This is a genomic window from Spirillospora sp. NPDC048911, assembly GCF_043198015.1.
Lineage (GTDB): Bacteria > Actinomycetota > Actinomycetes > Streptosporangiales > Streptosporangiaceae > Spirillospora.
This window is the reverse complement of record NZ_JBICUD010000005.1, coordinates 218713-231659: the sequence shown is the minus strand read 5'-3', so window position 1 is coordinate 231659 and position 12947 is coordinate 218713. Positions and strand designations below refer to the sequence as shown.

Annotated in this window: 11 protein-coding genes; 1 reads left to right on the top strand and 10 read right to left on the bottom strand. The window is 72.4% G+C overall.

What is annotated here, in order from left to right:
- Positions 1-3 precede the first annotated feature (3 nt).
- From ACGFNU_RS23910 to ACGFNU_RS23880, 7 genes are all read right to left on the bottom strand, one after another.
- A complete protein-coding gene (locus ACGFNU_RS23910) occupies positions 4-1359 on the bottom strand; it encodes a lipopolysaccharide biosynthesis protein (protein ID WP_392596913.1) in 1356 nt (451 codons plus the stop codon).
- Positions 1356-2708, bottom strand: a complete 1353-nt coding sequence (locus ACGFNU_RS23905) for an O-antigen ligase family protein (protein WP_392596911.1) — start codon at positions 2706-2708, stop codon at positions 1356-1358. Before ACGFNU_RS23905 ends, ACGFNU_RS23910 begins: the two co-directional genes overlap by 4 nt.
- Before the next feature lie 11 nt (positions 2709-2719).
- On the bottom strand, positions 2720-3961 hold the full coding sequence (locus ACGFNU_RS23900; RefSeq protein WP_392596910.1) for a glycosyltransferase: 1242 nt from the start codon (positions 3959-3961) through the stop codon (positions 2720-2722).
- 8 nt (positions 3962-3969) lie between these two features.
- Positions 3970-5217 (bottom strand): SDR family NAD(P)-dependent oxidoreductase, encoded by a 1248-nt coding sequence (locus ACGFNU_RS23895; protein WP_392596908.1) that lies wholly within the window; start codon positions 5215-5217, stop codon positions 3970-3972.
- Between the two features lie 2 nt (positions 5218-5219).
- The gene (locus tag ACGFNU_RS23890) at positions 5220-6410 is read right to left on the bottom strand and encodes a DegT/DnrJ/EryC1/StrS family aminotransferase (RefSeq protein ID WP_392596906.1); all 1191 of its coding nucleotides are present in this window, start codon (positions 6408-6410) and stop codon (positions 5220-5222) included.
- Positions 6411-6415: 5 nt separating this feature from the next.
- On the bottom strand, positions 6416-7840 hold the full coding sequence (locus tag ACGFNU_RS23885) for a hypothetical protein (RefSeq protein WP_392596905.1): 1425 nt from the start codon (positions 7838-7840) through the stop codon (positions 6416-6418).
- 151 nt (positions 7841-7991) lie between these two features.
- Complete coding sequence (locus ACGFNU_RS23880) at positions 7992-8657, bottom strand: response regulator (RefSeq protein WP_392596903.1); 666 nt, start codon at positions 8655-8657, stop codon at positions 7992-7994.
- Positions 8658-8962: 305 nt separating this feature from the next.
- On the opposite strand from ACGFNU_RS23880, the gene galE reads away from it, so the two are divergent.
- Complete coding sequence (gene galE / locus ACGFNU_RS23875; protein WP_392596901.1) at positions 8963-9976, top strand: UDP-glucose 4-epimerase GalE; 1014 nt, start codon at positions 8963-8965, stop codon at positions 9974-9976.
- A gap of 34 nt (positions 9977-10010) precedes the next feature.
- Here the strand turns inward: galE and ACGFNU_RS23870 are convergent, their stop codons facing one another.
- Genes ACGFNU_RS23870 through ACGFNU_RS23860 form a run of 3 tightly spaced genes read right to left on the bottom strand, consistent with a single transcriptional unit; the run spans position 10011 to position 12844 of the window.
- On the bottom strand, positions 10011-11192 hold the full coding sequence (locus ACGFNU_RS23870; RefSeq protein WP_392596900.1) for a cytochrome P450: 1182 nt from the start codon (positions 11190-11192) through the stop codon (positions 10011-10013).
- Between the two features lie 10 nt (positions 11193-11202).
- Complete coding sequence (locus ACGFNU_RS23865; RefSeq protein WP_392596898.1) at positions 11203-12078, bottom strand: SDR family oxidoreductase; 876 nt, start codon at positions 12076-12078, stop codon at positions 11203-11205.
- A 10-nt stretch (positions 12079-12088) separates the two neighbouring features.
- Positions 12089-12844, bottom strand: coding sequence for an SDR family NAD(P)-dependent oxidoreductase (locus ACGFNU_RS23860; protein WP_392596896.1), 756 nt, complete (start codon positions 12842-12844; stop codon positions 12089-12091).
- Positions 12845-12947: the final 103 nt, after the last annotated feature.

The following is a 12947-nucleotide window of genomic DNA, read 5'->3' as shown; positions in this document are numbered from 1 at the left end:
CGGTCACCCCTTCTTCTCGGGGAGCTGCTTCTTCTGGAGGCGCGCGACGTGGAAGAACCACGCCAGCAACGCGGCGGTGGTGGCGACGAAGGAGAGCGCGGTGGCGATCGCGGCGCCCTCGGCCTCGTACGACGGGATCAGCAGCACGCCGGAGAGGACGACCACCACGAGGCCGATCGCCTGCCCGGTGGAGGCGGCGCCGGGCCGGCCGACGCCGTACAGGTACGCCATGATCAGCCCGGTGACGCCGAAGGTGACGACCCCGGCGAGCCGGATGTAGGTCGGCACCACCGCGTCGTCGAAGACGTCGCCGAACACCCACGGCAGCGCCGTTCCCGCGATGGCCGCGAGCGGCAGCGCGGCCAGCACCGAGACGCCGAACGCGGGGAGGATGAGTTTGCGCGTGCGGCGGGTGGCCTCCGCCCGGCTCTCCTTGGCGAAGTCGGGATAGAGGACGTAGTTGACCGCCAGCCCTGGCAGTTGCACGAGCTCGGCGAACTTGCTGGCGACCGTGTAGACGCCCAGGACCTTCGGCCCCGCGAGCGCGCCGAGCAGGGCCATGTCGAAGCGCAGTTGCAGCAGGTCGATGAGCTGGCCGAGGTAGCCGCGGAAGCCGTAGCCGGAGACGGTGCGCGCCAGCCGCAGGTCGGGGCGGCCCCATCCGGTGAAGAACTCGCGTCGTGCGAGCCGGACCGCGATCCAGGCGGCCGCGGCCACGTCCGCGAGCACCAGCCCGGTGATCAGTGCGCCCGGCCCGTACCAGCCGAGCAGGATGACCAGGTAGATCGGCAGGAAGACGAACTCCTCGACCGCGATCGCCAAGCTCGCGCCGCGCATGTCGTCGGTGCCCTGAAGCAGCCCCTTGCCGACCGAGACGAACCCCTGGGTGAACGCGGGGACCGTCGCGGCGAGCACCACCCAGTAGCCGAACGACTTGAAGAACCCGAGGTAGATCAGCGGGCTGAGGCCGAGCCAGGAGAGCCCGCCGATCAGCGCGCCCACGACGGTCAGCCACGCCAGCGTCGGCCGGACCCGCGACTGGTCGTACTCCTTGCCTGCGAGGAAGTACGGCGCGGCTGCGGGGAGCCCTGCGTTCGACAGGTGGCAGAGCAGCCCCGGCAGGATCCGGACGAGCGTGAACGCGCCGACCAGGGCGGGCCCGCCGATCCGCGCCACCATGACGGTCGCGATGCCGAGCGAGGCCAGCGCGCCCACGCGGCCGGCCATGTTCCCCGCCATCAGCGCGACGAGCCTGCCGGTGATCGTGCGCGCCGGTGCCGGTGCCGGTGCCGCCGCCGGCGCGGCGGCAGGCGTCTGGGCGCCGGGGGTCTGCGTACCGGGGGTCTGCGTGTCGGTCATGCGGCGTCCCTCCGGCCGAAGAGGTCCAGGGCGGCGATCAGGCCGAAGAACGCCCAGCCGTGGCGGTAGTGCAACGTCTCGTAGAAGAGCCCGGAGATGAGGAACACCGCGACGAGCGCGCCGAAGAGCTCGGGTCTCGGCACCAGCCGGGCGTACTCGGGCTTGAGCGCGTCACGCCGCGCGATGCGCGTGCACTTGAGCAGCAGGACGAAGATGAGCACGATCAGCGCGATGCCGCCGAGGAAGCCGCGTTCCAGTACCGCCGCGATGTAGTCGTTGTGCGCCTCGCGGACGTAGGTCTCCTGGTTGACGAGCATCGCCTTCTCGGTGTGCCCCGGGCCGATGCCCCACGGATGCGGCTGCTCCTCCATCATCCGGACCGTGGTGCCGAAGACCGTGCTGCGCGATTCGGTGCTCTCCCCGGTGGTCCTGCCGATCGAGTCGCGCAGGATGGGCGAGGTCGCGCTCGCGCGGTCGAGGAGCGGCTGGATGTCGACGACCGAGAGCAGGGCCACGCCGCCGCCGCCGAGGAACACCGCCAGCGTGCCCGTGGCGAGCGCCTGGTGCGCCTTGCCCTCCCGGAACAGCCGGAAGAGGTGGCCGAGCACGATCGCGCAGCCGAGCGCCAGCGCGCCGCCGTTGGAGCCGGTCAGCACCTCGGCGACCAGGAGGATGCCGCAGATCGCGTACCGGTGCGCGTTCCGCTCCGGGAACCGGCAGGCACGCGAGACGAAGAAGACGCAGATGAACCAGTTCGAGGCGTAGTTGGCGTCGCCGAACGTGAACATCGCCCGCTCGCCGTCGATCTGCTTGCCCGACAGCGTGTCGTTCCCGATCACGAAGCCGAAGATCATGACCAGCGCGTAGAAGGTGCCGATCCACACCCAGGACTTGATGGCGACGCGGAGCAGCGCCGGGTCACGGCCGAGGTTGGCGAGGCTGACCGCCCACAGCAGCACGAACAGGTCCTTGACCAGCGTCAGCGCGCCGATGCCCTCGTTCGCGATCGAGGCGATGCCGCCCGCGATGATGGTGAGCAGGGTGGGGATGAGGAACGGCCAGCGGATCGCCTGCTTGCGCGAGCCCGCCCACAGCAGCACGACCGCCGTCACCACGATCAGCGCGGCGTCCGGCAGCCCGGTGTTGCCCGGTCCCGGGCCCATCCCGAACGGCATCAGCATCGGCAGCGACGCGATGCCGAACACCGTGACGATGGCGGCCAGCGACCGGCGGCGCCGCAGTTCCGGCTGAGGCGCGGGTCCCGGCGCGGGCGCCGGGTCGGACGTGACCGTCGCCGCCGCGGCCGGCGGCGGTTCGACCCGCGGAGCCTTGGTGGTCGGCGACATCATCACTCTCCCGCTCACTTCTGGAACGGCCGCTTGGAGTTCCCCCGGTAGGTGTCGTCGAGCACGTCGCCGAGGTAGCCGGGGGAGAACCAGTCGCCGACCCGGTCCCGGGCGCGCTCGGCCATCCGGGCCGCCGCCGCCGGGTTGTCGAGGAGGTGCGCGATGGCGCGGCCCAGCTGCCCCGCGTCCTGCGGCGGCACGAGCAGGCCGGTCTCCCCGGCGAGCACGAGGTCCTGGTTGGACGGCACGGCGGTGGCGACCAGCGGGATGCCCGCGCTGATCGCCTCGACCAGCACGCACGGCAGGCCCTCCCAGCGGCTGGCCATCGCCATGAGGTCGAACGCGGGCAGCACGTCGGCGACGTCGTCGCGGTGGCCGAGCCAGCGCATCCTGTCCTCGACGCCGAGCTTGGCCGTCAGATCGGCGAGCTTGCCGGCCATCGGACCGCCGCCGACCCACAGCCCGAACACGTCGTCGGGCAATCCGGCCAGCGCCCGGACGAAGATCTCCGGCCCCTTCTGGAACGTGAGCCGGCCGACCGAGCCGACGACCTTCACGCCGAGCGGCAGATCGAGGCGCCGCCGCGCCTGCGCGCGCGAGCCCGGCATGGTCGTGTACGCGGCGGTGTCGACGGCGGGCCAGGACAGCCGCACCCGCTCCGGCGTGGTCAGGCCGAGGCGCAGCGCGGTGGTGATCGTCTCGGAGCCGATGGCCAGGAAGGCGTCGGTGTGCTTGGCCGCGACGCGTTCGAGCGCGATGTAGGCGCGGCGCCGCGCCCACGACTGGAACTCGTTGAAGGGGAAGCCGTGCCAGGTGTGCACGATCCGCGGCACCCCGGCGCGCGCCGCCGCGACCCGGCCGATGACGCCGCCCTTCGCGCTGTGGGTGTGCACCACGTCGTACCGGCCCTCGGCCAGGACGTGGGTGAGCGTGCGCAGCGCGGCCAGGTCGTCGCGCGGCGAGATCTGCGGGACGAGGGACCGCACCTGGACGATCTCCATGCCGGCCGCCCGGGCGCGCGGGGTGAGGTCGCCGGCGGCCGCGTTGGCCACCGCCTCGTCCCCGTACAGCACGCTCGCCGCCGCTTCACCGCCCGCCCCGCCGGCCTTGCTGTCGATGCCGACGCCGCCGGTGATGACGGCGCGTTCGTAGTCGCCGGGCGGCAGGGCGAGTGCGCCGTTCAGCGCCACCTGACCGGCGCCGCCGTTGAACCGCGTGATCACGGTGGCCACTCTGAGCTTGCGGCTTGTACCCATGGAGCACCTCACAGGCCGGGTGGATCGGGGCTGCAGCCCGCGTCGCAGAGCGGCGGGTCGCCGCCCGGCTCGCGCTGGGGGCGCGGGCGTCGTACGGGGTGATACTCGGGGAGCAGCCGCCGCAGCAGCAGGCGCACCTCGTCGTCGTCGCCGGTGCCGGCGGCGTCGCACAGGGCGTCGAGCAGCTGCGGGAGCCCGGCGGGGGGCGGCGCGGGCCGGGTGGCCCAGATCTTGGGATGCGCGGTGCGGATCCGCCGCTCGGAGTCGGCGAAGGTCTTCTCGGCGAGCTTCTCGCCCGGCCCGAGCCCGCTGAACCGGATGGTCACCTCGGGCAGCCGGAGCTGCTCGGCGTACCGGTGCACGAGCTCGATCACCGGGACGGGGCTGCCCATGTCGAGCACGAACGTCTCGGCCTCCTCGGCGAGCGCGGCCGCCTCCAGGAGCAGCCCGGCCGCCTCGTCCACGGTCATGAAGTGGCGGGCGACCTCCGGATGGGTGATCGTGACGACCTCGCCCGAGGAGATGCGGTGCGCGAGCGTGCTCAGCAGCGCGCCCGGCTCACCGATGATGTTGCCGATCCGGACGGCGGCGAAGCGGGTCGGGCCGCCGGTCGCGCTCTGCGTGAGCAGCTCGCCCAGCCGCATCGTCGCGCCGAACACCGACGTCGGGTCGGCGGCCTTGTCGGACGAGACGAACACCATGCGCGTCACGTCGTGCTGGACGGAGGCGGCCACCACATGCCGGGTGCCGACCACGTTGGCGGTGACGCCCCGGCACGGCTCCGACTCGACCTTGGCGAGCTCGTTCTGCCCCGCCGTGTGGAACACCAGGTCGGGCCGGGCGGTGCGGAAGACGTCGTCGACGGCGGCCCGGTCGCTCACGTCGGTCTCGGCGAGGGTGATCCGTTCCGCGTCGAGGCGGCCCGTCATCTCGTGCCCGAGCCGGCTCAGCCGCGGGCCGTCCCGGTCGACGAGGCACAGCGCGGCCGGGCCGAGGTTCTTCACCTGGTGGCAGAAGGCAGACCCGAGCGTTCCGCAGGCGCCGGTGACCAGCACCCGCCGGCCCGCGACGAGCCGGTGGCCGCGCAGCCCGGTCAGGACGACCTCGTCCCGGCCCATCAGCCGGGCCAGCGGGCTCACCTCGGCGGGCGGCGCCGGGGCGAGGGGCTCGCCCGGGCGGCGGAGCCGCCACGCGGGGCGCGGGGGGTCCTCGCCCCTCGGGCGGGACAGCGGGCCGCGCCGCAGGAACCTGGGCACGGTCAGCCTCGTGTCCGCAGAGCCTCGGTGATCGCGGCGACGACGCGGTCCTGGGCGGCGGCGGGCAGGCCGGGATAGAGCGGCAGCGAGAGCAGCTCGTCGGCCACCCGGTCGGTGACCGGGACCGTCGCGCACTCCTCGGGGCCGAGGATCGACCGGTAGGAGGTCATGTGATGGGCCGGGATGAAGTGCACGGACGTGCCGACGCCCGCCGTCTCCAGCTCGGCGATGATGGCGTCCCTGTCCGGTACGCGTATCTGGTAGAGATGCCAGGCGTGCTGGACGCCGTCCAGGTGGCGCTGGGGAAGCGTCAGGTTGGGCAGGCCGGACAGGGCCTCGTCATAGCGGGCGACGAGCTCGGCGCGTTCCCGCTGCCATGCGGGCAGGGCGGCGAGCTGGGCGCGGCCGATGACAGCCTGGACGTCGGTCATGTTGCCTTTGAGGCCGACGTTCTTCACGTCGTAGCGCCAGCTGCCACCCGGAAGGTAACGGCGCCAGGAGTCTTTGCTCATACCGTGCAACCGCATGGACTTGACGCGGTCGGCGAGCTCCTGGTCGCTGGTGGCGACCGCGCCGCCCTCACCGATCGGCATGTTCTTGGTGGCATAGAAAGAGAAACAGGCCGCGAAGGAGTGGGCGCCGACCGGGACGCCGTCGCGGGCCGCGCCCGGCCCGTGCGCCGCGTCCTCGATCACCCTCGTGCGGTCCAGGCCCGCCGCCTCGGTGAGCGCCGCCACGTCGACCGGGTAACCGCCCTGGTTCTGCGTGACCATCGCGGCGGGCGCGACGCGGGCGGCGGCCGCGGCGACCGTCTCGGGGCTCGCGACGAGGGTGTCCTCGTCGATGTCGGCCAGGACGGGCCGGTGCCCCGCGTGCAGGATGGCGTTGATCGCTCCGCAGAACGTCAGGCTCGGCGTGAGCACCGCCGATCCGGGCGGCAGGTTCATCGCGCGCAGGCACAGCTCCAGCGCGGCGGTGCAGGAGGAGACCGCCACGACGTGCGTGGCGCCCAGGAATCCGGCGAAGTCCTGCTCGAACGCGGCGGTCTGCGGGCCGGTCGTGATCCAGCCCGAGCCGAGCACCTTCGCGACGGCGTCCGGCACCCCGGCGGCCACGGTCGGAACGGCGAACGGGATCGTGGACTTCTCGGTGCCGGATTTCTCGGTGCTGGATTTCTCGCTGGTGGTGGTCATGTCGGCTACCCCTTCGTCTTCCGTGCCGTGGCGGCGACCCCGAGCAGCGGCCAGCCGGACGCGGTGATCAGATCGCGGACCGACTCCAGGCCGGTGAGCAGGGTCACCGGCCCGGCCACCGCGACCACGCCGACCTCGTCGTCGGCGCCCGGGTCGATGTCTTCGAAGGCGTGCACGTGGCAGGTGGCGCGCACCGGGATCTGCAGCGGCTGCGTCAGCTCGCTGGGGGAGACGGCCTCGCTGCCGGACGGCTTGGGCTTGAGCGCGGTGCCGCTGCCCGCCCGTACGACCGACGTGCCGCTTGAGGAGGACGTGCCGTCGCTCTTGCCGGCGCCCTTGTCCTTGCCCGTGTCCGTGACCTTGCCGTTCGCCGCGGCGTTGGTGCTGCCGTCGCCGCCGGGCTTGCCGGGCGCGGGCTTCGCGGCGCTGGGGCGGGCCGTCGTGACGACCTTGGTCTCGTCGCCGTACACCGCGGCGGCCACCTTGGAGACCAGCTCCGGGGGCAGCGGCTCCTTGCCGGTCCCGACGAGCGTCACCCGCGTGACCCCGGCGCGCTTGGAGGCCAGGCGGATCCGGCGGCCCAGGTCGACGAGCTCGGCGTCGGTGCGGTCGGCCCAGCCCAGCAGCGGCACGCCGAGCCGCCTGGCCACCCGGCTCTGGCCGGGGATCGTGGGCCGGAACATCTCGGTCACCACCGCGACGAGGATGCCGAAGATCAGCCCGACCAGCCCGGCGATGGCCGACATCATGACCACCGGGTTGGACTGCGGCGCAAGGACGGCCGGCTGGACCACCGAGGCGGTCCCGGCCGCGGTGAGCTGGGTGCGCAGGTCGGTGCGGTTGGAGCGCAGATCGGTCAGCTCGGCCTGGACGCGTTCGCGCTCGTTGGCAGCGCTGATGCTGGGGTTCGGCACGGCACCGGCCTGGCGCGACAGCGGACCCAGGCGCTTCTCCAGCTCCCGGATGCGCTTGTCGAGCTCCTTGATCTGGCGGGTGATCGCGCCCTGGTTCGACTCGTTGATCTCGTCGACGACGGCGGTCCCGATGGCGTCGGTGAGCTTGCGCGCCACGTCGGGGTCGGCATCCTTGACCGACATCTCGACGATCGTCGATGTGCCCAAGCCGGTGACCCCGATCTGCTTGGCGAGCTTCTCCGGGTCGCGGTTGACGTTCTGCGCCCGCAGCACCCGCAGCAGCAGGGTGTGGCTGGTCGCGAACGCCTTGACCTGGCTCACCACGATGCTCACGCCCGCGTCCCCTGCGGCCGCGTCGGTGGCGCGGCTGCTGGCCTGGATCCGCGACTTGGCGACGTGCGGCGGCTCCTGGCCGCTCATCACGTACCCGACGAGCAGCAGCGGGAGGACCGTCATGACCAGCAGGAGCGCCCAGTAACTCCGGATGACGCGCGCCGCGACCTCGTCGATCTCCACGATCTTCCCTCCAGCGCCCCGCTCGTGGGCTCGCTCCGCGCATCGTGGCGCGGCTGTACGTTGGCCCGAGCGTAGGAAGGGCTGGCGGAGGTCGAATCGCCCATCGAGACGATGGCCCGCTACGTCGTTTGCACCACAGGCCCCGAGGGCCCTAGTCGCGGCGTACCGGGCGCATGCCGGCCCGCATCGCGAGCGTGATCGCTTCCAGGGCCGAGTGCATGTCCAGCTTGGCCAGCAGGTTCTGCGTGTGCGTGCGGACCGTGTTGGCGGACAGGCCGAGCCGGTCGGCGATCTCCGCCCGGTTGAGGCCGTCGACCATGCACTGGAGCACCTCGCGCTCGCGCGGCGTGAGGTCGGCGAGCAGCTGGGCGCCGCCGTTCGGCTCCGGATCGTCGCCGAGGAGCCGGCGCAGCACGTCGCCGAGGACGTCCGGCGGGATCCAGCCGCCGCGCCGGGCCGCGCTCCGGATCACCTGCGCCACGAGGTCGGCGCTCTCGGTCTTGGACAGCCAGCCGACCGCGCCGCGCCGGATCGCCTGCACGATCGCGTCCACGTCGCTCATCGCGGTGAGGCACACCACCCGGACGTCCGGATGGTGCTCGCGGACCCGGTCGAGCACGTCCAGGCCGTTCTCGGGCCCCAGCGTCAGATCGAGCACGATCACTTGCGGCCGTTCGGTCGCGGTGAGCGCGAGGGCGCGCCGGACGTCGGCGGCCACCGGCAGGATCACCAGGTCGGGCTCGCGGCCGAGGCGGGCGGACAGGGCCTCGGCGAACAGTGCGTGATCGTCCACGATGAGGACGCGGATGTGCTGCATGCCCACGACGATGACGCGTCCGGCGCCGGAACGGATCCTCCAAACGCTGTACGCCGTGGACCGGAGACCGGTCCACGCCGCGGGACGGGAGCCGAATCCACCGCTCCGGTACGTCCGTATCCCGTCCCGGGTGGGTGGGAGCGTGCCCGCATGGTCGAATCACGCGCGGACGCCCGGCGCTCCGCGTTGGTTGACGCGAGTCCGGAGCCGGTCAACCTGGACGACGCGGCGTTGACCGTCCACCACTGCCTGTTGATCCTGTGCGTACAGATTCAGGGGAGCTCATCGGATTTCAGGGGAACACCGTGAAAGTCCTGATCACTGGGGGCGCCGGGTTCATCGGGAGCACGATCGCCTCGGCCTTCGCCGAGCGGGGTGTCACTCCCGTCGTGCTCGACAGCCTCATCACCGGCCGGCCGGAATTCACCGAAGGAAAGATCTTCTATCAGGGCGACATCGCGGACGGCGACCTGGTCGACCAGATCTTCCGCGACCACCCGGACATCACCGTCACCGTGCACTGCGCGGCGCTCATCGTCGTGCCCGACTCCATGACCGACCCGCTGCGGTACTACCGGGTCAACCTGGCCAAGACGCTCGAACTGGCCGGGCACCTGCACCGCAACTCGTGCGATCGGATGATCTTCGCGTCCACCGCCGGCATGTACCGGCCCGAGGCCGACCTGTCGGTCACGGAGGACTCCGGCCTGGACCCGCAGAATCCGTACACGCGCTCGAAGATGATGGCCGAGGAGATGCTCCACGACTTCGCGACCGCGTACGGGCTGCGCGTCATCTCGCTGCGCTACCTCAACCCGATCGGCGCCGACCCGCAGCTGCGCACCGGCCTGCAGAACAGCAAGCCCACGCACGCGCTCGGCAAGATGATCGAGTCGTACCAGCTCGGCGTCCCGTTCAAGATCACCGGCGTGGACTGGGAGACCCGCGACGGCACCGCGATCCGCGACTACATCCACGTCTGGGACATCGCGCGCGCCTTCTACGAGGCGGCGAGCCGCTTCGACGCGATCGTGCCGGCGCTCCGGCCGGCCGGCCGGCAGCGGGCCTACCAGGTCATCAACCTCGGCACCGGCGACGGCACCACGGTACGGGAGCTGGTCACCGCGTTCCGGGACGTCGTCGGCGACGGCTTCCTGGCCGAGGAGGCCCCGGCCCGTCCCGGCGACGTGGTCGGCGCCTTCGTCAGGCCGGCCAAGGCCCGGGCCCTGCTCGGCTGGCAGCCCGAGTACACGATCGAGGACGCCATCCGTCACTCGCTGCTCTGGGCCGAACGCCGCCGCGAACTCGACGTCGCATAGGTCAGGGCCCGGGCGTAGTCCGGCTTGCCCGCCGTCATGGGCGGCTCCGCGGGGTGAGGGAGATGGGGAACTCGTTCACCCCGCGGAAGAAGGCGTTGCGGAAGAAGCGCGGCCCCTCGGCGTCGGCCCATCCGGCGGTGCCGACGCGGGCGAGGTACTCCTCGAAGAAGACGCGGAGCTCCAGCCGTGCGAGCGAGGCGCCGAGGCAGAAGTGGGCGCCGAGGCCGAACGCGATGTGGTCGCCCGGCGTGCGTGTCACGTCGAACGTGTCGGGTGCCTCGAAGACGGTCTCGTCGCGGTTGGCGGACCCGTACATCAGGAGCACCTGCTCGCCCGCCGGGATGGTCACGCCGTGGAGCTCGGTGTCGTGCTTGGGGACGCGGCACATGTTGAGGATGGGCGTCGTCCAGCGGATGAACTCCTCCACCGCGTCCGGGATGAGCGACGGATCGTCGCGGAGGAGCTCCCACTGGGCCGGATGCCGGATGAGCGCGTCGATCGCGGTGGCGATGACCGTCCTGGTCGTCTCGGCGCCCCCGACGAGCAGCAGCAGCGCCTCATGGGCGAGGTGCTCGTCGTCGTACTCGGGCTGGCCGGGGCCCACGTTCGACCAGATGGACAGCAGGTCGTCGGTCGGGCAGGCGCGGCGTTCCTTCGCCATCTCCAGCGCGGCCAGCGCGAACTCGCCGGCCGCGATGGTCGCCTCGTCGGTGATGTAGCGGCGGCCGCCGCCCGCGAGGCCCGCCGTCTCCGACCAGTGCACGATCTTCGGCCAGGCGTCCTCGGGAAAGCCCAGCAGCCAGCCGATGACGCGGGCGGGCAGCGGCGCGGCGAGCCCGGCGACGGCGTCGACCGTGCCCTTCGCCAGCGCGGTGTCGACGCAGTCGATCGCGGTGGCGCGGATCCGGTCCTCGTAGCGGGCCACCCCGCGCGGGGTGAAGCGGTCGTAGACGAGCCGGCGCCGGCGCATGTGCTCGGGATCGTCCTGGCCGATCATGGACGGGTCGGCGGGGAGCTGCGGGCGGTAGCCGCCGGCGTTGCTCCACAGCCTGGCGTCGCGCTCGATCGCGAAGACGTCGGCGTGCCGGGAGATCCCGAAGAGGCCGTTCGCGGCGTCGTGGTAGACGGGCGCCTCGGCGCGCAGCCGCGCGTACACCGACCAGGGGTCGGTCGCGTACATCTCCCCGTCGAGCAGATCCACGTTGAGGTCGGTCATCGGCGTGCTCCTAGGGCGCTTCGGGTCCGGGCACTTCGGGGACGCCGTCGAGGGCGCCGGCGCCGAACATGGGCTCGAACATGGCGCGGAGGTCGGGGCCGCGGCGCAGATGGTGGCCGCCGTCGACGTTGATGACCTGGCCGGTCATCCAGGACGAGTCCGGGCCGGCGAGGAATCGGGCTGCCGCCGCGATGTCCTCCGGCTCGCCCACGCGGCCGAGCGGCATGCAGGCCAGGTAGTCGTCGAGGATCGGGCCGGGTTCGGCGATCCCGCCGACGAGCTCGGTCCGGACGAGGCCGGGCCGGATGCCGTTGACGCGGATCCCGGCGCCGCCGAGCTCGTCGGCGGCGAGCGCGACGAGATGGTCGACGGCGGCCTTGGAGACGCCGTACGCGCCGAACCAGCGGTGCGTGTTGGAGCTCGCGATCGACGAGATGGCCACGAAGGCGCCGCCGCCGGTGCGCGCCATCTGGTTCGCGGCGTGCTTGAGCGTGAGCATCGTGCCGGTCGCGTTGAGTTCGAGGGTCGCGCGCCAGGCGTCGGTGTCGAGCCCGCCGATCGGGCCGATCGAGGTGGAGCCGCCCGCGCTGTGGACGACGGCGCGCAGCGGCGCGGGCTCGGCGGCGAACGCGACGGCGGCCGCGATCTGCTCCTCGTCGGTGACGTCCGCGACGATGTGCCGGACCTCGATGTTCCTGGCGCCGATGTCGATGGCGCCGATCTCCTTGGTGCTGATCTCCTTGGCGGCCCGGGCGAGGCGTTCCTCCGTCCGGCCGCAGAGGGTCACGATCGCGCCGTCCGCGGCGAGGCGGCGCGCGCAGGCGAGGCCGATGCCGCTGCCGCCGCCGGTGACGAGCGCGGCGGTTCCGGCGAGGGATGTGCTCATGGGGCCTCCATCAGTGGTCCACCGCGGTGGTGCCGCCGTCGACGGTGAGGTGCGTGCCGGTGATGAACGAGGCCTCGTCGCTCATGAGGAAGCGCACGGCCCTGGCGACCTCGGCCGGATCGCCGAGGCGGCCGAGCACGGCCTTGGTGGAGTAGCGCGCGATGTATTCGGCGGGCGCGGAGCCGCGCAGCATCGGGGTGTCGATGTAGCCGGGGCAGACCGCGTTCACCCGGACGCCGTCGCCGCCGAGCAGGTGGGCGAGGGATCGGGTGAGGCCGAGCAGCCCCGCCTTGGACGAGCAGTAGGCCGGGATGAACGCCTGGCCGAGGAACGCCTCGATGGAGGAGATGCCGACGATCGCGGAGCCGGGGTGGGTCTTGAGGTCGGCGAGGAGCTCCTGGGCGAGAAGGGCCTGGGCGCGCAGGTTGACGTCGAGGACGGAGTCCCAGCGTTCCTCGGTCAGGTCGCCGACCGGATGCGGCCCGGGCCTGCCGGCGGCGTGCACGAGGCCGCCGATGGTGCCGAGGGCGGTACGGCTCGCGGCGACGGCGGCGGGGAGGGCGGCGGTGTCGGTGACGTCGATGGTGACGGGATGGGTGGCGACGCCGTACTTCTCGGCGATCTCCTTGGCGAGCGTCGCGGGGTCGGCCAGGTCCCAGAGCGCGACAGGGCGGCCGGCTTCGGCGAGAGCGCGGGCGCTGGCGGCCCCGATGCCGGAGGCGCCGCCGGTGACGATGACGCCGGTCGAGGGGGAGGGGTGCTGCATGGGCGGCTCCCGGGGAGTGAGACTCCGGTCTAGGCTAGCGTCGCGGAACGGTCAAACCAAGCAAGCGGTAGGCCAAGCCTCCTGCCATCCTGACGTCCCGCGA